Source organism: Luteibacter sahnii (assembly GCF_034063545.1).
GTDB lineage: Bacteria > Pseudomonadota > Gammaproteobacteria > Xanthomonadales > Rhodanobacteraceae > Luteibacter > Luteibacter sahnii.
Genome location: NZ_JAQLOK010000001.1, coordinates 946,571 through 969,749, shown reverse-complemented (window position 1 = coordinate 969,749; position 23,179 = coordinate 946,571). Strand labels below are relative to the sequence as shown.

The 23,179-nt window shown below is 68.4% G+C and carries 15 protein-coding genes and 1 pseudogene; 12 read left to right on the top strand and 4 right to left on the bottom strand.

The features are described from left to right. Positions 1–38 precede the first annotated feature (38 nt). Positions 39–2,996: a YadA-like family protein gene (locus tag PI246_RS04440; RefSeq protein WP_320550070.1), complete on the bottom strand. Its 2,958-nt coding sequence runs from the start codon at positions 2,994–2,996 to the stop codon at positions 39–41. 221 nt (positions 2,997–3,217) lie between these two features. Here PI246_RS04440 and PI246_RS04435 point away from each other — a divergent pair, with 221 nt between their 5' ends. The 11 genes from PI246_RS04435 (at position 3,218) to glgX (ending at position 14,822) form a co-directional block, all read left to right on the top strand. Then, positions 3,218–4,174, top strand: coding sequence for an acyl-CoA desaturase (locus PI246_RS04435; protein ID WP_320550069.1), 957 nt, complete (start codon positions 3,218–3,220; stop codon positions 4,172–4,174). A gap of 1 nt (position 4,175) precedes the next feature. Continuing rightward, positions 4,176–5,432, top strand: a complete 1,257-nt coding sequence (locus PI246_RS04430) for an NAD(P)/FAD-dependent oxidoreductase (RefSeq protein WP_320550068.1) — start codon at positions 4,176–4,178, stop codon at positions 5,430–5,432. After that, positions 5,429–6,235 carry a DUF1365 domain-containing protein gene (locus tag PI246_RS04425; protein WP_320550067.1) on the top strand — a complete coding sequence of 269 codons (807 nt, stop codon included), beginning with the start codon at positions 5,429–5,431 and terminating at the stop codon, positions 6,233–6,235. The genes PI246_RS04430 and PI246_RS04425 overlap by 4 nt, the downstream gene beginning before the upstream one ends. Next, positions 6,232–7,509 (top strand): cyclopropane-fatty-acyl-phospholipid synthase family protein, encoded by a 1,278-nt coding sequence (locus PI246_RS04420; protein ID WP_320550066.1) that lies wholly within the window; start codon positions 6,232–6,234, stop codon positions 7,507–7,509. The genes PI246_RS04425 and PI246_RS04420 overlap by 4 nt, the downstream gene beginning before the upstream one ends. Positions 7,510–7,517: 8 nt before the next feature. After that, positions 7,518–8,318, top strand: coding sequence for a DUF1295 domain-containing protein (locus tag PI246_RS04415; protein ID WP_407069779.1), 801 nt, complete (start codon positions 7,518–7,520; stop codon positions 8,316–8,318). Continuing rightward, the gene (locus tag PI246_RS04410) at positions 8,315–9,403 is read left to right on the top strand and encodes an SAM-dependent methyltransferase (protein WP_407069770.1); all 1,089 of its coding nucleotides are present in this window, start codon (positions 8,315–8,317) and stop codon (positions 9,401–9,403) included. Before PI246_RS04415 ends, PI246_RS04410 begins: the two co-directional genes overlap by 4 nt. A gap of 16 nt (positions 9,404–9,419) precedes the next feature. Beyond that, positions 9,420–9,965: a lipocalin family protein gene (locus PI246_RS04405; RefSeq protein WP_320550065.1), complete on the top strand. Its 546-nt coding sequence runs from the start codon at positions 9,420–9,422 to the stop codon at positions 9,963–9,965. Positions 9,966–10,020: 55 nt separating this feature from the next. Next, on the top strand, positions 10,021–10,650 hold the full coding sequence (locus PI246_RS04400) for a sigma-70 family RNA polymerase sigma factor (RefSeq protein ID WP_407069769.1): 630 nt from the start codon (positions 10,021–10,023) through the stop codon (positions 10,648–10,650). After that, entirely contained in the window at positions 10,647–11,312 is a 666-nt protein-coding gene (locus PI246_RS04395) for a ChrR family anti-sigma-E factor (protein ID WP_320550064.1), read from the top strand. The genes PI246_RS04400 and PI246_RS04395 overlap by 4 nt, the downstream gene beginning before the upstream one ends. Before the next feature lie 174 nt (positions 11,313–11,486). After that, positions 11,487–12,548, top strand: a complete 1,062-nt coding sequence (locus tag PI246_RS04390) for a hypothetical protein (RefSeq protein WP_320550063.1) — start codon at positions 11,487–11,489, stop codon at positions 12,546–12,548. Positions 12,549–12,701: 153 nt separating this feature from the next. Then, a complete protein-coding gene (glgX, locus tag PI246_RS04385) occupies positions 12,702–14,822 on the top strand; it encodes a glycogen debranching protein GlgX (protein ID WP_320550062.1) in 2,121 nt (706 codons plus the stop codon). A 211-nt stretch (positions 14,823–15,033) separates the two neighbouring features. On the opposite strand, the gene PI246_RS04380 is transcribed toward glgX, so the two are convergent. Together PI246_RS04380 and PI246_RS04375 are read right to left on the bottom strand one after the other, a co-directional pair. Beyond that, complete coding sequence (locus tag PI246_RS04380; RefSeq protein ID WP_320550061.1) at positions 15,034–15,882, bottom strand: NAD(P)H-hydrate dehydratase; 849 nt, start codon at positions 15,880–15,882, stop codon at positions 15,034–15,036. Beyond that, positions 15,882–16,619, bottom strand: a pseudogene (locus tag PI246_RS04375) (histidine phosphatase family protein). The gene PI246_RS04380 and the pseudogene PI246_RS04375 overlap by 1 nt, the downstream one beginning before the upstream one ends. Positions 16,620–16,863: 244 nt before the next feature. Here PI246_RS04375 and PI246_RS04370 point away from each other — a divergent pair. After that, positions 16,864–19,719 (top strand): PAS domain-containing protein, encoded by a 2,856-nt coding sequence (locus PI246_RS04370; RefSeq protein ID WP_320550060.1) that lies wholly within the window; start codon positions 16,864–16,866, stop codon positions 19,717–19,719. 25 nt (positions 19,720–19,744) lie between these two features. On the opposite strand, the gene PI246_RS04365 is transcribed toward PI246_RS04370, so the two are convergent. Next, the gene (locus PI246_RS04365) at positions 19,745–23,173 is read right to left on the bottom strand and encodes a response regulator (protein WP_320550059.1); all 3,429 of its coding nucleotides are present in this window, start codon (positions 23,171–23,173) and stop codon (positions 19,745–19,747) included. Positions 23,174–23,179: the final 6 nt, after the last annotated feature.

The following is a 23,179-nucleotide window of genomic DNA, read 5'->3' as shown; positions in this document are numbered from 1 at the left end:
GCCCGTCTGTCGTTTCATGCGATTCATGTGATTGCCCCTCACCAGCCGAAGCTGACGCCCACGGTGCCGCTGCTTTCGCCGCCACCGGCAAGCGCGCCACCGACCAGGATCGCGCCGCTGCCGGGCAGCTTGTGCGCATAACCCACCGCCAGGGCGCCCTGGCCGCGGTACCCGCCGGCCGCCGCGCTTACGCGGTTGTCGGTGCCCTCGGCCGCCGCGATGGCGCCGGCCATGCCGCTCATCGCCGAGCCCATCGCGCCGACCCGCGCCACCCGCGTGTCGAGCACGCCGAACCGCTGCTGCACGCTGTTCGCGAAGCCGTTGAAGTCGTTGCGGCTGACCATGTTGGCGGCCTTGGTATCGGTGTAGGCGTTGGCGGCGCCCAGCGTGCGTGCGTCACCGGCATCCGAATACGTCTGCGCGGCCTGGATCGCCTGGCTGGTCGCCGCGTCGAGCTGGCCGCGATTGACCGCATCCGTCGCGGCCTGGCCGGCCGCGACGTTGGTGACCCGCCGCTGGTTGGTCGCGCTGCCCACCGACACGGTATTCGCCTGGTCGGCGACCGAGTCCGCACCCAGCGCGACGGCGTTGGTCGCGGTGACCTGGGCGCCCTGCCCCAGGGCCGTGCCCGACGGACTCTGCACCGAGCTGCTTTCGCCGACGGCCACCGATTTCGTCGCCGCCGCCGCGATCGTCGCGTTCGCGCCCACCGCCGTGCTCTGGTCCGCGCCGACGGTGGCGCCGCCGCCGATCGCCGTGTCACCCGGGCCCACCGCGGTCGCGCCGCCGCCCACGGCGGTGGCCTTGTCGCCGCCGGAATGGGCAGCGTTACCCACGGCCAGGCCGGTCTGGGCGACCGTGGACGCGCCCGCGCCCATGCTCACCCCGCCGGCCGTCGCGCCATACGCCGACCCCATCGACGACACGGCCTTGTCGAGCGCGCCGATCGCGCCGGCCAGGGTGGTGTAATCCTGGCCGAGCACGGTCAGGCGAAACCCGCCGAGCCGTCCCGTCGGATCGACGAAGGCGCTGCCGCCGACGATGCCGGCCACCGCGTTCAACGACTGGTTGAACTGGCCGCCGTTGACGGCCTGGAGGCTGCCGGCCGCGAGCGAACCGGCGGCCAGCCCGTCGATCGTCGTGCCGTTCGCGCCGCCCAGGCGCACGCCCGATTGCGTCGCGTCCGTATAGGTGACCGCCAGCGCCTGCTGGTTGCCGATCGCCGTGCTGACGGCGCGCAGTTGGGACAGGTTCACCGCGTCGGTGTCCTGCGTGCCGGCGGCGACGTTGACCACCTGGCGCTCATGGCCGGCGCTGCCCACCGACACCGTGTTGGATCGGTCGGCCACGGCGTTAGCGCCCAGCGCGACGCTGTTGTCGACGATGCCTGCCGTGCCGACCGGCTGCGAGCTGTCGCCCACGCGGGCACCCTGGCCGATCGCGACCGAGTTGCTGCCATAGACGTCGGTCTGCGAGCCGACGGCGACGTCGCCATGGAAGACCACCGGATCGTTCGAATCCTCAGGGATGTTCTGGTGCCAAATCATCGAGTTGTGGCCGATGGCCACGCTGTCGGTCGCCTGGGCCCACGCCTGGTAGCCCACCGCGGTGCCGTAGTCGCCCGCGACATAGTTGTTCGTGCCCACGGCCGTGCCACCCAGGCCGTAGACCGTATTGAAATTGCCCACCGCGGTCGCCTGCTTGACCATGGCGCGCGTGCCCGCACCCAGTGCCGTCGTCCAGTCGTCCGTGGCCTGCGCCCGGTCACCGATCGACGTCGCGTCATAACCGGTGGCGGTGGTGTAGTAACCCATGGCGATCGAGCGGATGCCCGACGCCGACGACATCGCACCCACGGCGGTCGAGGCGTATTCCAGCGCCTGCGCGCCCCCGCCGAAGGCGCTTGAGAGCCGGGCGGTCGCCTGCGTGTTCTGGAGTTGCTGCCCCGCGAACGACTCGCCGAGCTGGTCGACCAGCACATCGACCACGCCACCGACCGCCACGGCCGAGCGGTCGTTGGCGTAGGAGCCCGAACCCACAGCGGTGTTGAAGATGCCGTTGGCCTGCGCACCGGCACCGATGGCGGTCGACGCCACGCCATTGGCCTGGGTGGTGGTTGCCGTCGCCATGCCGAAGATCGGCGTGCCGTCGGCCTGCTCGTTGCGGCCACCAACGGCCACCGACGCGGCGGCCGAGGCGCTCGCGCTCCCGCCCAGCGCGACGGTGTTCACGTCGGACGCCGAGGCGCCGTAGCCTCCCGCGAAGGCGAGTTGGCCGATCGCCGCCGCCTGGGCGCCGAGTGCGATGGCACCGCTGCCCTGGGCCAGCGAGGACGAACCGAACGCGGACGACTCGCTGCCGGACGCGAAGGCGGACCGTCCCAGCGCGACGGCGCCATCGCCGTCGGTCGTCGCGGCGGAGGTATCGCTGGGATCGGCGCCCACGCTCAGGTAGGTGCCGGCCACGTGGGTGGCGTCCTGGAGCTGGGCGAGGTTGACCGCGTCGGTACCCTGCGTGCCGGCCGCGACGTTGACCACCTGGCGCTCCGCGCCGACGTCGCCCATCGAGACGGTGTTGGCCCGCGAGGCCACCGACGTGGCGCCGATGGCCACGGCGTTGACCGCCGTCACCTGGGCGCCCACGCCCACCGCCACGGAGTTCATCACGCCGGCCACGGCCGACGCGCCGAGCGCCAGTGCGCCCTGTCCGCGGGCCAACGCATCGCCGCCCAGCGCCGTCGCGTCCGGGCCATTGGCGATCGCGCTGCCGCCCAGAGCCGTGGAGAGACTCCCGTTCGCCAACGAGCCGTTGCCATAGGCGGACGCCTGCGTCCCCACCGCCGTCGCGCCCTGGCCGCAGACCGTGGCGTCGGCGTTGGTCGAACCGGAGGCGTTGGCCGCGCATGCCGTCTGCGCATGCGCGGCCGAGTGCCCCATCGCCAGCGCCAGCGAGATCGCCAGCACGCTCATCCGCCCCACCTGCCGCGACGCGGACATGCCTTCCCCGTGACCGGCCGCGACGCGGCCTGCCTTGTTTTCGCTACGAACCATGAGTTTCGCCCCCGCGAAGTTGTGCCCTGAAAGAAGGTTCAACATTCACCGAACGGACACATGGATGTCACGCACGCAACCTCTCGCAACCTCTCCGACCGATCCCGTGCATCCGATCGGCGGGTTTGGACGTAAGCATGGTGAGAACAGATGGAGGAATCGTGTTCATGAACCCCAATGCCCCGGACCCGGCCGCCGCCCCCGCCGCCCGCCGCCCCCGCTTCGCGAGCCTGAGGCAGTGGTTCGACGGTGCGGCCGCGCCAGCGGGGGGCGACGACCGGCGGATCGACTGGGTACGCGCGATTCCCTTCATCGCCATGCACCTGGCCTGCCTGGGGGTCGTCTGGGTCGGTGTCTCGCCGGTGGCCGTGGTGGTCGCGGCCGCGCTGTATGCCCTGCGGATGTTCGCGATCACCGGGTTCTACCATCGCTATTTTTCCCACCGGGCGTTTCGCACCTCGCGCGCCGTGCAGTTCGTGTTCGCCGTGATCGGCGCCGCCTGCGTGCAGCGTGGGCCCCTGTGGTGGGCGGCGCATCACCGTCATCACCACATCCACGCCGACACGCCGCAGGACCTGCACTCCCCCGGCGTGCATGGGTTTCTCTGGAGCCACGCGGGTTGGTTCCTGACCCCCGCGGCCTTCACCACGCACGTCGAACGCCTGCCCGACCTGCGCGGCTACCCCGAACTGCGTTGGCTCGACCGCTACGACCTCGCGGTACCCGTCGCGCTGGCCGTGGCCCTGTACGGCCTGGGCGCCCTGCTCGAAGCGGTCGTGCCGGCATGGGGCACGAGCGGCCCGCAGATGCTGGTGTGGGGCTTTTTCATTTCAACGATCGTGCTGTTCCATGCCACGGTCACCATCAACTCGCTCGCCCACCAGTTCGGCTCGCGCCGCTTTCGCACGCGAGACGACAGCCGCAACAATCTCTGGCTCGCCCTGATCACATTCGGCGAGGGCTGGCACAACAACCACCACTTCTACCCGGGCTCCGCGCGACAGGGTTTTCGCTGGTGGGAAGTGGACATCACCTGGTACGGGCTCAAGCTGATGCAGGCGCTGGGCCTGGTATGGGACCTCAAGCCGATCCCGGCCTGGGTACGCGCCAAGGCGGTGGCCTGACATGCGCATCGCGATCATCGGCTCGGGCATCTCGGGGCTCGCATCGGCATGGCTGCTCGGGCGGGAGCACGAGGTGGTGCTGTTCGAGGCCAACGACTACCTCGGCGGCCATACCCATACGCACGACATTGAACTGGACGGCAGGCACTATCGCGTCGACAGCGGCTTCATCGTGCACAACCCCGCGCATTATCCGTTGCTGCACGGGCTGTTCGACGAACTGGGGGTCGCCTCGCAGCCGACCACGATGAGCTTCTCGGTGCGTAACGAGGCCACCGGCCTCGAATACAACGCAACCACTCTCGACACGCTGTTCTGCCAACGACGAAACCTGCTGTCGCCGCGCTTCATCGGCATGGTGCGCGACCTCATGCGCTTCTACCGCGAAGCCCCGTCGGTTCTCGATCTCGCCGACGCGGGCCCCAGCCTGGGCGACTATCTGGCGCGGCACGGTTACGGCGCGGCGTTCCGCGACGAGCACCTCGTGCCGATGGCATCGGCGCTGTGGTCGTCGCCGCCCGAAAGCATCCTCAAGTTTCCCGTGCAATACCTCGTGCGCTTCATGGCCAACCACCAGATGCTCCAGGTTAACGACAGGCCGCAATGGCAGGTGGTGCGCGGTGGCTCGCGTACTTACATCGAGGCCATGCGCACCCGCTGGCGGGTCACCGAACGGCTGTCCAGCCCCGTGCGCTCGGTGCGCCGCGACGCGGACGGCGTGGCGCTGGTGTCGTCGCACGGCACGGAGCGCTTCGACCAGGTGATCTTTGCCTGCCACAGCGACCAGGCCCTTTCCCTGCTCGATGACGCCTCGAACGCGGAACGGACCGTGCTGGGCGCGATTCCCTACCAGGTCAACGACACGGTGCTACACACCGATGCCAGCGTGCTGCCCAGCCATCGCAAGGCCTGGGCGGCGTGGAACGCGCTGCTGCCCGCCGCGCCCGGTGAGGCATGCACCGTCAGCTATTACATGAACCTGTTGCAGCGTATCGAGTCGCCGCGTCCCTTCATTGTTAGCCTCAACCAGACCGGGCGCATCGACCCGGCCCGCATCCTGCGACGGATGACCTACGCCCACCCGGTCTACACCGCGGCGACCGTACGCGCGCAGTCGCGCAAGGGCGATATCCAGGGGGTGAATCGCTACTGGTTCGCCGGCGCCTACTGGGGCTGGGGATTCCACGAAGACGGCATGCGCAGCGCGATGGATGTCGTCAACGGCATTCGCCGCGTGTGCGCGAGGAACACCGCGTGACCGCCCTCGCCAGCGCCATCTACGAAGGGCGCGTGACGCATCGGCGCCATCTGCCCCGGGAACATGCGTTCACCTATCGCATGGCACAGGTGTATCTCGACCTGGGCGAACTGGAGGATGTCTTCCGCGACCGCTGGTTCTGGTCGATCGAGCGGCGCAACCTCGCGCAGTGGCGGCGCGCCGATTACCTGGGACCGGACGACCTGCCGCTGGACGAAGCGGTGAGGCGGCGCGTGCACGCCCGAACGGGGCACCGCCCTCGCGGCCCCATCCGCATGCTGTCGCACCTTCGCTACGGCGGTTACGTATTTAACCCGGTGACGTTCTACTACTGCTACGGCGAAGACCGCACGACGCTGGATACGATCGTGGCGGAAATCACCAATACGCCGTGGGGTGAGCGCCACGCCTACGTGCTGCCGGTCGACCGCGCCGCGCGCCACGGCCGCGCGATGGCCTGGCACTTCGACAAGGCCTTCCATGTGTCGCCGTTCATGGCCATGGAGCGCGCCTACGACTGGCGCTTCACGGCGCCGGCCGACGACCTGCGCGTGCACATGAAGGTGCATCGGGGCGATGCCTGCGAATTCGACGCCGACCTCGCCCTCGATCGTCGCCCCCTGAACGCCGCCTCGCTTGCCCGCGTGCTCTGGCGCTACCCGTTGATGACCGCCCAGGTGATGGGCGCCATCCACTGGCAGGCGCTTCGCCTGTGGCTCAAACGCACGCCCGTCCACGACCACCCCGGCCTGGCTTCCCTTACCGACGCACGCCACGGCAGCACGCCCGGAGACGCGCCATGAACGAACTCATCAAGAACACGCCGCTGGCGGCCCGCGCCGCCGGTGCGTCCGCCCTGGACCGCCTGCTCCGGCAGCAGCTGCTGAATACGCTCGCCGGCCTGAGGCATGGGCGCATCGTGGTCAGCGACGCCTGGGGCACCGAGGAACTGGGCCAGGCCGATGCGTCGGGCCACGGCCTGGACGTGCACATCGACGTGACCGACACGCGGTTCTATCGCCTGGCGGCGATGAACGGCAGCGTCGGTGCCGCCGAGGCTTTCATCGAAGGCTACTGGCACGGCAACGACCTCGTGGGGCTCGTGCGCCTGCTCGTACGCAATCGGGACCTGCTCGACGGCATGGAAACCGGCCTCGCCCGCTGGGGCGGCATGGCGATGCGCGCCTGGCACGCGCTGCGCGAAAACACCCGCGCGGGCAGCCGGCGCAACATCGCCGCGCACTACGATCTGGGCAATGATTTCTTCGGGCTGTTTCTTTCCGACGACCTGATGTACTCCTCCGCGCTGTGGACCGACGAGACCGACACCCTCGAAGCGGCGTCCACCCGCAAGCTCGACACCATCTGCCAGAAGCTGGCGCTGCGCCCCGGCCTGCGCGTCATGGAGATCGGCACCGGATGGGGCGGCTTCGCCCTGCACGCGGCCGCCCGCTACGGCTGTCACGTGACCACCACCACCATCTCCGCCGAGCAGTATCGACTGGCGCGCGACCGCGTAGAGCAGGCGGGCCTGGCCGAACGGATTACCGTGCTCCAACAGGACTACCGTGACGTCGACGGCACCTTCGACCGCGTCGTGTCGATCGAGATGATCGAAGCCATCGGCGCGACGTACATGGAAACCTACTTCGCCAAGATCGGCCACCTGTTGACGCCGGAGGGCATGGCGCTCGTGCAGGCGATCACCATCGAAGACCACCGCTACGCCCAGGCGCTGGACTCGGTCGATTTCATCAAGCGCTACGTATTTCCCGGCAGCTTCATACCGTCGGTGAGCGCCATGCTCCAGGCGAAGACGCGTGCCGGCGATCTGGCCCTCGTACACCTGGAAGATTTCGGCCTTTCCTACGCGCGCACGCTGCACGCGTGGCGCGAGCGTTTCCTCGCCCGGCTCGACGATGTGCATCGCCAGGGCTTCGACGCGCGCTTTGCCCGCCTGTGGGAGTTCTACCTCGCTTACTGCGAAGGTGGCTTCCTGGAGCGCTCCATCGGCGTGTCGCATCTGGTGCTCGCTCGCCCGGGTGCGCGGCCCGCGACGTCGAGGTGGGTGCCGTGAGCGGCGGCATCGTGTCCGTGGCGTGGTCCTTCGTGCTGCTCGCGCTGGCCATGGTGACGATCATGACCTTCGGCTGGCTGTGGCAGCGGCGGCGCCGCAACGCCGGTATCGTCGACGTGCTGTGGGCCGCGGGGCTGGGCCTGGCCGCCGTGTGGATGGCCCTGAACGGCGAAGGCGCCGTGCTTCCCCGCCTGCTGACCGCCGCGATGGGGGGCGCATGGGCCGCGCGTCTGGCCCTGCACCTGTGGACCCGCGTGCGCGGCGAAGAAGAGGATGGCCGCTACCGTTACCTGCGTTCGCACTGGAACGGCCACCAAGGCAAGTTTTTCGCGTTCTTCCAGGCGCAGGCGGCGATCGTGCTGCTGTTCGCCGTGCCGTTCATGGCCGCCGCGGCGAATCCGCGGCCCTTTTCCGGATGGATGGTGCTCGCGGTGGCATTGTGGATCGTCAGCGTCGGCGGTGAAGCCATCGCCGACCGTCAGCTGGCTCGGCACAAGACCGACGCGGCGCGCCACGGCAAGACGTATCGGGGCGGCCTGTGGAAGTACTCGCGCCACCCGAACTATTTCTTCGAATGGGTGCATTGGTTCGCCTACGTTGCCCTGGCGGTCGGTGCGCCCATGGGCTGGCTGGCCTGGCTCGGGCCCGTCGTGATGTACGTGTTCCTTCGCTGGGTCAGCGGCATCCCGTTCACCGAAGCACAGGCCGTGCGCTCCCGCGGCGACGACTACCGCGACTACCAGCGCACCACCCCGATGTTGATTCCCTGGTTCCCTTCCCCCTCACGCACGTCCGGAGAACGCCCATGAACGCCACGATGGCCGAATCGCAGACGCTGGCGGCCGACCGCCCCGCCCCGGGCCTTCTCGGTCTGGCCGAACGCGGCCTGTTGCCTGACGCGGCGATCCGCCTCGGCATACGCCGCCTGTGCGAGCAACGCCTGGCCGAATGCCTGGAGGGTGGCGCGCCTGCGCAACTCGCCCGCCACCGTACGCTCATCGAGACGCTGGCGAAGGCCCCGCTCGCCATCCACACCGACGACGCCAACGCCCAGCATTACGAAGTGCCGACCGCCTTTTTCCAGCAGTGCCTGGGTGCCCGGCTGAAGTATTCGTCGTGCTTTTTCCCCACCGGGACGGAGACGCTCGACCAGGCCGAGGAAGCCATGCTGCAACTCTACGGCGAGCGCGCGCAGCTCGCCGACGGGCAGGATATCCTCGAACTGGGGTGCGGCTGGGGCTCGCTCACCCTGTGGATGGCCGAGCGTTACCCCCATGCGCGCATCACGGCGGTGTCCAACTCGCGCTCCCAACGGGTGCATATCGAATCGGAGGCGATCCGTCGCGGCCTCGGCAACGTGCGCGTGGTCACCTGCGACATCAATGCGCTCGAGTGGCCGGCGGCAAGCTTCGACCGCTGCGTTTCCGTCGAGATGTTCGAGCACGTGCGCAACCACCGCTCGCTGATGGAGCGCATCGCCGGCTGGCTGCGTCCCGGCGGGGCGCTTTTCGTGCACATCTTCGTGCACCGCCAATCGGCCTACCTTTTCGACACCGACGGGTCGGACAACTGGATGGGCCGGCATTTCTTCACCGGCGGCATGATGCCCGCGGCCGACACGCTGCTGTGGTTCCAGCAACACCTGCGCATCGACCAGCAATGGCTCGTCGACGGCACGCATTACGAACGGACGGCCAACGCATGGCTCGCCAACCAGGACCAGCGCCGCGACGACGTGCTGCGCATCCTGTCGGACGCCTACCGTTCGAAGGAACTGGGCCAGCTGTGGTCCCTGCGCTGGCGGATCTTCTGGATGTCGTGCGCCGAACTGTTCGGCTACGCACATGGCCAGGAGTGGATGGTGTCCCACTACCGGTTCGTGCCGAACCGCTGATCGAGGAGACGAACCGATGAAATCCCTTACCGCACGCCTGGGCCAGGTCGCCCTCGCCCTGTTTCCCCTCGCCGCGTGCTCCACGCAGCCCACGGTGCCCCGCGTGCCCCAGGTGGACGTGGCCCGCTACATGGGCGACTGGTACGTGATCGCCTCCATTCCGAGCCGCTTCGAGAAGGGCGCGGTCAACGCTATCGAGTCGTACCGGCTGCAACCGGACGGCGTCGTGCGCACCGACTTCCGCTATCGCAAGGAGTCCGCGACCGGCGAACTGAAGACCATGCACGCCAAGGGCTACCCGCACGCCGACACGAACAACGCGGTGTGGGGCATGCAGTTCATCTGGCCGATCAAGGCGCAATACGTGATCTCCTGGCTGGATCCGGGCTACCGCTTCGTGATCGTGGCACGCGACAAACGCGACTACGTCTGGGTGATGGCCCGCACGCCGACGATCACCGATGCCGAATACGCATCGCTGGTGGGCCGCGTGGCGGCCATGGGCTACAACGTCAACGATCTGAAGAAAGTACCGCAGCAATGGCCCGAATCCAGGCCGTGACACGCCGCGGAAGGGCCACGACCGACGCCCGGGGTGCCGGGCACGGCGACGCGTTATGATGCGAACCGACCCGGTCCCGAGCAGGATCGTTTCCATCGAGGCAGCCCGACGCGTGTCCGTGACCGTATCCCGTGACAGCACCACCGACTGGTCCGCGCACATGGCGGCGGTCGCGGCGCGCCAGGACGTCGACGCGTTCATGCGCATCTTCGACCACTTCGGGCCGCGCCTGCAGCGCTACCTCGTAGGCATGTCGATCGCGCCATCGCAGGCCGAAGAACTGGTGCAGGAGGCCATGCTCCGCGTGTGGCGCCGCGCGGCGCAGTTCGATCCCGCCCGCGCCAACGTGTCCACGTGGCTGTTCCGCATCGCGCGCAACCTCTACATCGACAGCGTGCGCAACGAACCGCACTGGCTCGAGATCCAGGATGCCCTCGACCAGTTGGACGATCTTGCCGCGACGCCGGGTGAGTCGCCCGCCGAGTCGTTCGCCGATGGCGTGGGGCTCGAACGCGCGGTCAACGAGCTTCCACCGCAGCAGGCCCGGATGATCCGGATGTCTTACTTCGAAGCCAAGAGCCACAGCGAGATCGCCCGGGAGCTGGGACAACCCCTGGGCTCGGTCAAGTCGAGCCTGCGACGCGCCTTCGCGAAGTTGCAGTCGGCACTGGGAAAAACACCGTGAAACCGCACCATCATCCTGACATTTCCACGCTCATGGCGTATTCCTCGGCGAGCCTGTCGAGCGCGTTCACGGCCGTGGTCGCCGCCCATCTCAGCGTGTGCGGCGCCTGCCGCGAACGCCTGCGACAGACCGATGCCATCGGCGGCCAGTTGCTCAGCCAGCGCGACGGCCTCGCCCTGTCGCCGGGTGCTTCCGAACGACTCATGGCCAAGCTCAAAGCGGAGCCATCGGCGTCGACCTCGACAGCGACCGCGCCGTCCACACCGCGCGCCGACGATCCGGACGTCCTGCCCATGCCCTTGTGGCCCTATTTCGGTCGCTCGTACCGCGAACTCGACTGGAAATGGATCGGCCCCGGCATCCATCACATTCGCGCGCAGGGCGTCCGCGAAGACCACCTGATGCTGTTGCGCGTGGCGCCCGGTCGTAGCCTGCCCATGCATACGCACGGGTCGAACGAACTGACGATGATCCTGCGCGGTGCCTACGACGACCGGCTCGGTCACTTCGCGCCCGGCGACATGGCCGACCTGGATTGCGACATCGAACACCAGCCGGTGACCTCACCCGGGGTGCCGTGCATCTGCGTGGCGGCCACCGATGCGCCGCTGATGTTCTCGGGATGGATGGCGCGCATGCTGCAACCGTTCGTGCGCCTTTAAATCGCGCGAACGCGATCACAGCACCCATTCAAACGCAAGATATTACGAGCCGCCGAATCGGCAAACCAGGAAAAACGTGACGCCCTTCGTGTAAGTGTTCCGGCGTGAACGGTATATCCCTTCCTCAGGGGGAAACACGATCGTTCACATCAACCTTCATAAAGGGGCAGCTACATGAAGAAGTTCGGAACGAAGTACCTGGTTGGCGCCTGCATCGTCGCGGGCGTGGTCAGCGCGGGAGTGTCGGCGCCGGTGGCCGCGTCGCAGACGTTCGACATCGCCGCCGCGGCTCGCACCCAGGCGATGGCGTCATGGGAAGAGACGATTCGACAGCAGGCACCGTCGGTGGAAGGCTGCTTCAGTTCGTCGTTCCCCAGCGTCGGCTGGCAGGCCGTGCGTTGCCAGGCACCGCCGAAGTTCGTTTCCGTGCCGCCGGCCGTCACCAACGGTAACGGCCATACCACCACGGCGCGCGCGGATAGCGTGTTCACCGTGGGCAACGGCGCCGATTACGCCGCGCGCACGCGCAACCTCACCCGTTCGGCGGTCGGCTCGTTCCCGAGCGTCACCGGTGTCACCACCGGCGTGGCCGACTACTCCCTGCAGATCAACACCGATATCGCGAGCAATCCGACCACCTGCTCGCAATTCGGCTACTCGTCGTGCCAGACCTGGGAGCAGTTCATTTACTCCACCGACAGCGACGGTGATTCCAGCAACGGTCGCACCCCGGTCGCGTTCATCCAGGACTGGTTCTTCGCCGGCAGCTCGTCGGAATACGACTCGGTCGGCTGCCCCTCGGGCTGGAACGCGTATCCCGACCAGAACGCGTGCTATCGCAATAGCAACGCGGTGAGCGCCCCGCTGGTGTCGGTGTCTAACATCGGCAGCATCAAGCTGACCGGTTCGGCGACGTCCGGCGGCGTCGATACCGTGTCGTTCTCGGTCAACGGCAAGGCCTATAGCGTGAGCCAGAGCGCCACCACGCTCAACATCAACAAGATCTGGCACCAGTCCGAGTTCAACATCTTCGGCAACGGCAGCGACAATCCGGTAGTGTCGTTCAACCGGGGCTCCAACGTGACGGTGAACGTGGCCGTCAACGACGGCACGACCAACGCCCCGTCGTGCCTGGGCAATGCCGGCACCACGTACGAGCAGAACAACCTGACGCTCGGCAGCTGCACCGCCTCCGGCGGATCGTCGCCGCGCATCAGCTTCACCGAAAGCAACTGATCGTCACCGCGCCCGGGAGGGACTTGTCCTTCCCGGGCGTTTTCACGTCCGGAGCGCGGTGAGCCGGGGATCAAGACCGGGCCGATGCGGCCTCCACGCGGCATGCACCTTCCGCCGTCGAAGCTTGCCCATCCCCCGCCCCGGCCGACGCGCATGACTGACCCGTCTTCTTCCCCCGCCCTCACCGTGACCGAAGGGCGTCCTTTCCCGCGTGGCGCGTTCCACGACGGCGACGGCACCAACTTCGCGTTGTTTTCTGCCCATGCGACCCGCGTGGAGCTGTGCCTGTTCGACGACGACGGCAACGAAACCCGCGTCGATCTGCCCGAATACACCGACGAAATCTGGCACGGCTACCTGCCTGACGTAAAACCGGGCCAGCGCTACGGCTACCGGGTGCACGGTCCCTACGAGCCGGCACAGGGCCACCGCTTCAACCCGAACAAGCTGCTGATCGATCCCTACGCGCGTGAACTGATCGGCGACCTTGTCTGGTGCGATGAACTCTACGGCTACACCATCGGCCACCCCGACAAGGACCTGAGCTTCGACGAGCGCGACAGCGCGCCCTTCGTACCCAAGGCGGTAGTGGTCGACGAAGCCTACGACTGGGGCGGCGACGAGCGCCTGCAGACGCCCTGGGACGAGACCGTGGTGATGGAGACCCACGTGCGCGGCTACACCATGCGCCATCCCTCGGTGCCGGACGACGTGCGCGGCACCTGCGCCGGCCTGGCGACCCCGGCCGTGCTGGACGGCATCCGCTCGCTCGGCGTGTCGGCGGTGGAACTGCTGCCGATGCACGCCTACCTCGACGACCGCCACCTGCTCGAGGCGGGCCGCCGCAACTACTGGGGCTACAACACCCTCGCCTTCTTCGCCGTGCAGCGCCGTTATCTCGCCAGCGCCCATCGCGACGAGTTCCGCGACCTCGTGCATGCCGCGCACGGCAAGGGCCTGGAGGTGATCCTCGACGTGGTCTATAACCACACCGCCGAGGGCAGCGAGCTCGGTCCCACGCTGTCGTTCCGCGGCATCGATAACGTGTCGTACTACCGCCTGACCGAGGATCCGCGCTTCTACATCAACGACACCGGCACGGGTAACACGCTCAACGTCAGCCACCCGCGCGTGATCCAGATGGTGATGGACTCGCTGCGTTATTGGGTGAGCGAGATGCACGTCGACGGGTTCCGCTTCGACCTGGCGACGATCCTTGGCCGCGAGCCCACCGGGTTCGATCAGCGCGGCGGCATCCTCGATGCGGTGGCGCAGGATCCGTTGCTGGCCTCGGTGAAAATGATCGCCGAGCCGTGGGATTGCGGCCCAGGGGGCTATCAGGTCGGCCACTTCCCGCCGGGCTGGGCGGAATGGAACGACCGTTTCCGCGACGATGTGCGCTCCTTCTGGAAAGGCGACGCGGGCAAGCTCGCCGACTTCGGCAAGCGTCTCACCGGCTCGGCCGACTTCTTCGATAAGCGCGGCCGCCGGCCGTGGGCCAGCGTGAATTTCATCACGGCACACGACGGCTTCACCCTCAACGACCTGGTGAGCTACGACGGTAAACACAACGATGCCAATGGCGAAGACAATCGCGACGGCTCGGACAACAACCACTCGTGGAACTGCGGCGCGGAAGGCGAAACCGACGATGCCGGCATCCTCGCCCTGCGCGAGCGGCAGATGCGCAACCTGCTGGCCACGCTGTTCCTGGCCAAAGGCACGCCGATGCTCCTGGCCGGCGACGAACGCGCGCAGACGCAGGGCGGCAACAACAACACCTACGGGCAGGACAGCGAGATCGCCTGGATCGACTGGGAACGCGACCCCACCGAGGGCCGTCTGGCCGACTTCGTACGCGAACTGACCGCCTTGCGCCATCGCTTTCCGCTGCTGCGCCGCGGGCGTTTTCTCAACGGTCGTTACGACGACGACAGCGGCGTGCGCGACATCGTCTGGCTGGCACCGGACGGTAACGAAGCGAACGACGCGCACTGGACCGACGCCAACGCCCGCTCGATCGCCGCCCTGCTGGACGGTCGCGCCCAGCAGACCGGCGTGCGCAAGCCGGGCACCGACGTGTCGTTGCTGGTGTTGATCAACGGCTGGAGCGAAGGCGTGGCCTTCCACCTGCCGGCGCACGACGATTGCCAGTCGTGGTCGGTGGTGCTGTCGACGGCCCCCGAACTGGGCAACGACGTGAAAGGCCGCAGCGGCGAAGCCTTCGTGTGCCCGCCCCGCTCCCTCGTCGTGATGGGCTGCCAGCACGACTGACGCCATTCGCGCCCACCGTCGCGTTGGAGGTTCTCCATGCGACGGTGGGCGCGGTACGACGATAGGCCTGGGCAACGGATGGCGATGCCAGCCATGCCGACGACCGATGGACGCCCCATGCGTACGTGTGCTGACGGCGCGATGGTCCGTCGGCATGCCACACGTCGTGCAGGCCGAGGTCGTCGGGTCGTCAGGTGCATGGCAGGTCGCGTCAGTCGAGCGACGCAAGGATGCGGTGGATCACCGGCAGCAGCTCACGCGCGAGAAAACCGACCCGCCCGGCCCGTCGCCCCAGGCGACGTCCCGCCCGGGCATGAACCGCCACGCCCCAGAGCGCGGCCTGCGGCAGCGACGCGCCGCGGGCGAGCAGCCCGGTGAGCACGCCCGCCAGCACATCGCCGGAGCCGGAAGTCCCCAGTCCCGGCGCATCCACGTGATGCACCCACAGCGTGCGGTCGGGCGTCGCGATCCACGTGGTCGGTCCCTTCAGCACGACCACGGCGTTGAAATGCCGGGCCGCTTCGATAGCCACATCGGCGCCCCGCCGGCTGACGTCATCGGGACGCAGGTCCATCAGATCGGCCATTTCCGGGACGTGGGGCGTGATGACGAGTCGGCCTGCGGCAGGCACGAGCGCGTCTGCGTGCAGGCTACCGGCATCCGCGACGACGGCACCTGCGACCCGCGCCGCCTGGGCCGGTGCGGGTGATACGCCCGTGGCCATGCCGGGTCCGACGAGCACGGCATCGGCCTTGCGCACGGTATCCACCTGTCCGGCCGTCAACGTGCCCAGTTCGCCGTCGTCGCCCAAGGCCACGGCCTCCATGCCGCTTTCGGGCATGGCGACGCCAAGGGTGGACGCCGACTCGGCGCCGGTGAAGGTCATGAGCTTGCCGGCACCCGCGCGCAGGGCCGCGTCACCCGAGAGCAAGGCCGCCCCGGGTACGCCGCGCGAACCGCCGATGACGACCACGCGGCCGCGATCCTCCTTGCTGCTTCCGTCCGGCGCAGGCAGCGGCCAACGCTGCAGAAGCGTGCGGGTGACGCGGGTGGCGTCCATCAGCGCGGACCCGCCGGCACGTCGCTCTCCCGGGTCACCGCGACCGCCTCGACGTCGGGCGGTACGAAGCGACCCTGGCGCAGCGTGAACGTCACTGCCGACTCGCGTATCACGTCGTATTCGGCGTAGCCGCAGTTCGGAAAATCGCCTTCACGGTCGACCGCGAGGATATCCGCTTCGCGCATTCCCTCAAGGAGATAACGGAAGCAATGCACGATCACCTGGTGCGCGACCACGACCAGGCGCGCATCGGGGCGGGTTAGGCGAATACCGTCGACGACGCTGCGCAGACGCAGGATCACGTCGCACCAGCTCTCGCCGCCCGGGGGCCGGAAATAAAACTTGCCAACCATGCCACGCTGGGCGGCGAGCGCCGGATAGGCCGTTTCGATGCCCTTGCGGGTGTACCGATCGAGGATCCCGAACTCCTTTTCGCGCAGCCGCTCGTCGACCTCGACCCGCGCGGGCTCGACACCCAGCGCGGCGGCGACGGCCTGCGCTGTCTGTTGCGCACGCACGAACGGCGACGCCAGCAGCGTGTCAGGCCGCTGGTCGTCAGGAAGGCTTGCCATCCATCGTCCGAGCGCATGGGCCTAGGCGTGGCCCAGCTCGGACAACGGTGTGTCGGCGTCACGCTGTTCCAGCGCGATGAGTTCATCGCCCTGCGCTTCGGCCAGGTCACGCGCCACGTTACCGGCGCTCTGCCCGTGCCGGACGATATACAGCTTGCCTGCCATCGTGTCGGTCTCCGGTCTTCACATGACCGGCAGGATCCAGGCCGCGCCGTGAAAGGCCCGTCCGCGCCGCGCGGTTCATGCCCGCACGCGTCGTTCATTTTCGGCGTGACGGCATTTTCACGCCACCACCACACCGTCATGGCGCAGGAACGGTATGGTGACGTGCCGGTGGACAGACCCGGCCATTCCAAACGTGCCGCAGGCGCCCGTTGGCCCATCACGCGTTTCTTTCCCGGCACGGTGCATGACCCAGCCCATTTCCCCGCAAAGCGCGTCGCCGCCCGCTCGCCTGCACGCGTTCGCCAGCGACGAGCGCTTCCGCCAGTTTGCCGAAGCGTCGCAGGACATCCTGTGGATTCGCAACGCGACGACGCTGCGCAGCGAATACCTCTCGCCGACCTTCGAGACCGTCTACGGACTCAGCCGCGAGGAAGCGTTGCAGGGCAAGGCCCTCGACGGGTGGATCGCGGTCATCGTGGCGGAAGACCGTTCCCGGGTGATCGATGCCGTGGACCGCGTCCGCGCGGGCGAGCATGTCGCATTCGACTACCGCATCCGCCGGCCCAACGACGGACAGCTGCGCTGGATCCGCAACACCGACTTTCCGATGTTCGACGAGCAGGGCAACGTCGCCTGGATCGGCGGCATCGGTCAGGACATCACGCATTTCAAGGAGACTGACGAGCGGCGGGCCTTCCTGCTGGAGATGACCGACGCGCTACGCCCGCTGGCCTCGGCACGCTCCGTGCAGCGCGAGGCCACGCGTCGGCTGGGCGAATGCCTGGGGGTCGACCGGGTGTTCTACGCCGAGCTGGACGACGACACCACCGCCGTCGTACGCAGCGAATTCCGCCGCCCTGGCGTCGCCTCGCTCACCGGCCGGCATCGGCTGGACGACTTCGGCCAGGCCCACCGCGACACGCTCGTCTCGGGCCGCTGGCTGGTGGTGGAAAACATCGCCACCTGGGACGCGCTGCCCCATGCCGAGCGCCAGACCTTCCACGATATCCACGCCGTGTCGCTGCTCAAGGTTCCCCTGGTGAAGGATGGCGTGCTGGTGGCGTTCCTCGGCGTCCATCACGGCACGCCCCGGCGCTGGAGCGAGGGCGACACCGGGCTGGTGGCCGCGGTGGCCGAACGCACGTGGTCGTCGGTCGAGCGCGCGCGTGCCGAGACCGCGCGACGCGACAGCGACCGGCGCCTGAAGGATGAACTGGACGCCACCCGCCTCCTCCAGGCGTTCAGCACGCTGCTGATCCCCGCGCAGGAACCGGAGGCCATCTACGAGCCCCTCATGACCACGCTCATGGCGCTCATGCGGGCTGACGCGGCCAGCATGCAACGCTACGACGAGGACACGCATTCGCTGCTTCTCCTCACCAGTCGCGGTTACGCCGCCGAGTCGATCGACCATTGGTCGGAGATCGACGTCGAACGTGGGTCGTCGTGCGGCCGGGCGATGCGCGAGGGCCACCGTTGCGTCATTCGGGACGTCGAGGCCCAGGAAGAACTCCAGGGCACCGGCGACCTGATCGAATACCGGCGTTGCGGCCTGCGCAGCGTGCAATCCACGCCGCTGATGGGACGTGGCGGCGAGCTGCTGGGGATGATCTCTACCTCGTGGCGGCAACCGCACGCCCCCTCCGCCGAAGACCTGCGCCGGCTCGACGTGCTCGCCCGCATGACCGCCGACCTGCTCGAGCGCCACCGCGACGATGCCGCCCGGCGCGAGAGCGACGAGCGGCTGCGCCAGTTCGCCGAAGCCTCGTCGGATGTGCTGTGGATACGCGACGCGGTCACCCGCGAGTGGCGTTACGTCAGCCCGGCGTTCGAGACGATCTACGGGCTCGGCCGCAAGGAGGCGCTCCAGGGCGACATGGACCGCACCTGGCTCGACCTGGTCTTGCCTGGCGATCGCCCGCACGCGGAGGATGCCATCGCACGGGTGCGTCGTGGCGAATACGTCACCTTCGATTACCGCATACGCCGCCCCGACGGCAACGTGCGCTGGATCCGCGACCGCGACTTTCCGCTGCGCGACGCGCGTGGCCGGGTGGGGCTGATCGGCGGCATCGGCCACGACCTGACCGAACTGCGCGAAGCGGAGCGGCGCCTGCAGACCCTGCTCGAGGGCATTCCGCCGCTGGTGTGGCGTTCGCTGGAAGGCGGGCACTGGACGTGGTCGAGTCCCCAATGGGGCGCCTATACCGGCCTGACGTCGATGGCGAGCGCGGCCCTGGGCTGGCTGGACGCCATTCACCCGGCCGACCGCGACGCGACCCGCGCCGCCTGGGCGAGCGCCGCCACCACGGGACGGCTCGACATGGAACTGCGCATCGGTCACGTCGGCGACCAGGGCTATCGATGGTTCCAGATGCGCGCGACACCGGTGCACGACGACGCGGGCGCCACGGTGGAATGGCTGGGCACGTTCACCGACGTGCATGAACTGCGCGAGTTGCAGGAGCGCCAGCGCATCCTCGTGGCCGAACTGCAACATCGCACGCGCAACGTCATGGCGATCGTCGGCGCGCTGAGCTACAACACCCTCGCGGCCAGCGCCGACCTGGACGATTTCCGCGTGCGCTTCGAGGATCGCCTCGATGCCCTCGCGCGCGTGCAGGCCCTTCTCTCCCGGCTCAACGAACAGGATCGCCTGGCCTTCGACGAGTTGCTGCATTCCGAACTGGACGCCATCGGCGGCATGCGACAGGGCATCTCGCTGGACGGACCGGCCGATGTCTGGTTGCGCTCGTCGACCGTGCAGATCCTCGCCATGGCGATTCACGAGTTGGCGACCAACGCCGTTAAGTATGGCGCGCTAGGTCAATCTGCCGCCCGGCTGGACATCCGCTGGGCGGTGCGTGACGAACACGGCGTGCCGTGGCTGCACATCGACTGGCGGGAGACCGGCGTGCACATGCCTGGTCCCACGGCGTCCGTCGCCGGCGCGGGCCAGGGCCAGGGCCGGGAGCTGATCGAGCATGCACTGCCCTATCAGCTCCTGGCCCGAACCACCTACGTGTTCGATGCCGACGGGGTGCACTGCACGATCGCCCTGCCCATTTCTCGCCGTACCGCGCTCCCCGCCGCCGGTTGACCGCCTGACCGCGCGGACGTCGCGATCAGGCCGTGAGCCACACCCGGATCAGCGACAGCAGCTTGTCGACGTCGATCGGCTTGGCCACGTAGTCGTTGGCGCCCGCCTGGATACATTGCTGCTGGTCGTCCGGCATCGCCTTGGCGGTGAGCGCGATGATCGGCAACCGGGCGAAACGCGGCTGCCGGCGGATCTCGCGGGTCGCGGTAAGACCGTCCTTCACCGGCATCATGATGTCCATCAGCACGAGGTCGATGGCATTTTCCGCGGTCGACGCCTCAAGGGTATCGATGGCCTCCTGGCCGTTGCGGGCGATGGTCACCCGGCAACCGTGCGGTTCGAGCACGCTCATGAGCGCGTAGACGTTGCGCACGTCGTCCTCGACCAGGAGGAGGTGCCGGTCCTCGAGCGTGCCGTCGCGGTTGAGCGCCGCACGGATCATGCCCTGCTGCGGTTCGGGGAGGTCGGCGATCACGCGGTGCAGGAACAAGGACACCTCGTCGAGAAGGCGCTCCGGCGAACGCGCGCCCTTGATGATGATCGAGCTGGAGTAGCGCCGCAGACGCTCTTCCTCGGCCGGCGACAGCTCGCGCCCGGTATAGACGATGACCGGCGGGAAGGCGTAGTCCTCCTGGTTGCTCAACGTCTCCAGCAACGCAAAGCCGGAGGTATCGGGCAGGGACAGATCGAGCACCATGCAGTCGAAGGTTTCGTGCTGGAGACGCATCAGGCAGTCCGCGGCCGTGGCCGCGCCGACCGTATCGACGTCGGCCGAGGCCAGCAGATGACGGATCGCATCGAGCTGCACGGCATCGTCCTCCACCACCAGCACGCGGCGCGGGCGCTGCGACAGGCGCGCCTCAAGCGAATCGAACACGTGGGCGAGATCCTCGCGGGTGGTCGGTTTGACCAGGTAGCCCACCGCACCGAGTGACAACGCGGTGCGCGAGTGGTCTTCGCCGGACACCACGTGGATCGGGATGTGGCGCGTGCGGATGTCATGCTTGAGGATGTCCAGCACCGACAGGCCGGACTGGTCCGGCAAGCCGACGTCGAGCACGATGGCGTGCGGCAGTTCCTTGCGCGCGGCCAGCAAGGCGTCGCCCGCGGTGGACGCGATGATCGTGCGGAAACCCATCTCCTGCGCCAGGTGCGCCACGATGTCGGCGAACGTGCCGTCGTCCTCGATGATGAGGATCAACCGGCGAGGGTCGGCGGGCGACGGCGCCGCGGGCGCGGCGACCGGCACGGGCGGTGCCAGGGGACGGGCCGGCGCCGCGGGAAGCGCACGCGACGATACGCGCGGCACGACCGCGGGCGGCGGCGCCTTGGCGCGGCCCGGTTCCGCGGGGGGAAGCTTCGCTGGCACGACGAGCGTGAAGGTGCTGCCCTGTCCCGGGTCGCTCGCCACGGTGATGTCGCCACCGAGCAGGCGCGCCAGTTCGAGCGAGATCGACAGGCCCAGGCCGGTGCCGCCGTAGCGCCGGCTGATGGAGCCGTCGGCCTGCTGGAACGCCTCGAAAATGCGCGCCTGCTGGTCCGGCGCGATCCCGATGCCGGTGTCGGCGACCGAGAAGGCCACGGTGCCACCGGGGCCCGCGCTCGCGGTCAGCGTCACCCCGCCCCGCTCGGTGAACTTCAGCGCGTTCGAGAGCAGATTCTTGAGGATCTGCTCGATGCGCTGGCGATCGGATTCGATCGTCTCGGGGAGGTCCGGCGACGCCTCCACCGTGAGGGCGAGGCCCTTGTCGTTGGCCACCGGCGACAACAGGCTGCCGAGGTCGTCGAGCAGGCGGTCGACGGCAAACGGCTCGCCGCGCACCTCGATGTGGCCGGCCTCGATCTTGGACAGGTCGAGGATGTCGTTGATCAACGCGAGCAGGTCGGTGCCCGAGGTGTGGATCGTCCGGGCGAACTTGACCTGCTCTTCGGTGAGGTTGCCCTTGGGGTTGTCGGCCAGCAGCTTGGAGAGAATGAGCGCGGAGTTCAGCGGCGTGCGCAACTCGTGGCTCATGTTGGCGAGAAACTCCGACTTGTACTGGCTCGAACGCGCCACCTCGCGGGCCTTCGCCTCGATCGCCTCGTTGGCCATCGCCAGTTCGTCGCGCTGCGCCTCCAGCTCCTGCGACTGCACCGAGAGGTGCATGTTGGTCTGCTCAAGCTCGGCCTGCTGGGTCTGCAACTCCTGCTGCGACTCGCGCAGCGAACGGCTCTGTGCCTCCAGTTCTTCATTGGCGGTGCGCAGCTCTTCGCTCTGCGCCTGCAACGTCTCGGACTGGCGGAGGGTTTCCTCCAGCAACCGGGACAGCTCGGCGCGGTAGGCGGCCGAGCGAAGGGCCAGGGCGATCGCGGGACTGGCCTGGTCGAGCAGCGCCACCACCTCGGCGTCCACCGGCTGGAAGAAACCCAGCTCCACGACGCCCTGCACCTGACCCTCGTGGATGCTCGGCGCGATGACCAGGTGGCGCGGCACGGCGTGGCCCAGGCCGGAACCGATCCGCAGGTAATTCTCCGGCAGGTCGCTCACCACCATCACGCGCTGTTCCTCGACGGCGCGGCTCAGCAGGCTGCCCGGCCCGCGGACGAGCGGCGTGTCGCCGGACGCGACGCCGACCGCGCCGACCGGCTCGAAACCCGCGCCCACCGGCATGAACAGCGCGCCGGCCTCGGCGTGCAGGAATCGAGCGAGAAACGAAAGGATCGTGCCGGACAGCTCACCCACGGCCTTGTCGCCGGCCATGACCGCGCCCAGTTCGAGCCGCCCGGCCTGGAGCCAGGCCTCGCGCTCGCGCGCCGCCGCGTTACGCCGCACCAGCAGGCCGACGAAAAGGGTCAGGCCGATACCGAGCAGCGCGCTCGCCGCGCCGGAGGTCCAGGCGGTCCCGTAGGCGGTTTCCATCTCGGCGAGCCGCTTGGCCCGCTGGTCGTATTCCACGGCGCGCATGGCCGACAGGCGCAGGCGGATATCGTCCATCGCATCCTTGCCGCGATCGGAATTGACCACCGCCAGCGCCGCATCGAGGCCCCGGGTGCGCCGCATCTCGATGGTGTCGCGCAGTTCGTTGAGCTTGTCGCGGATACGGACGTCAAGCTCCCTCAGGCGCTGCAACTGGCCGGCGTCGGAACGCACGCCATCGCGGATCGCGTCGATGCGGGTGGGCACCAGCGTCACGGCGTTGCGGTAAGGCTCCAGGTAGCGCTCGTTGCCGGTGAGCAGGAACCCGCGCTGGCCCGTTTCGGCATCCTGCACGCTGGCGAGGATGTCGCTGAGCGCGTTCACCGTCTCCTGCGAACGGATGACCATCGCGTTATCGTCGCGGATGGTGCGTATGTTCGCCGCGGCGATCAGGCCGCTGCAGACAAAGAAGACGATGACGACGATGAGCGCGACGAGGGTGCGCGCGTCGGTGCCGGACGGGCGCGACGGGCGCCGGGGCTGGGGTCGGGTGGTCATGGGGAG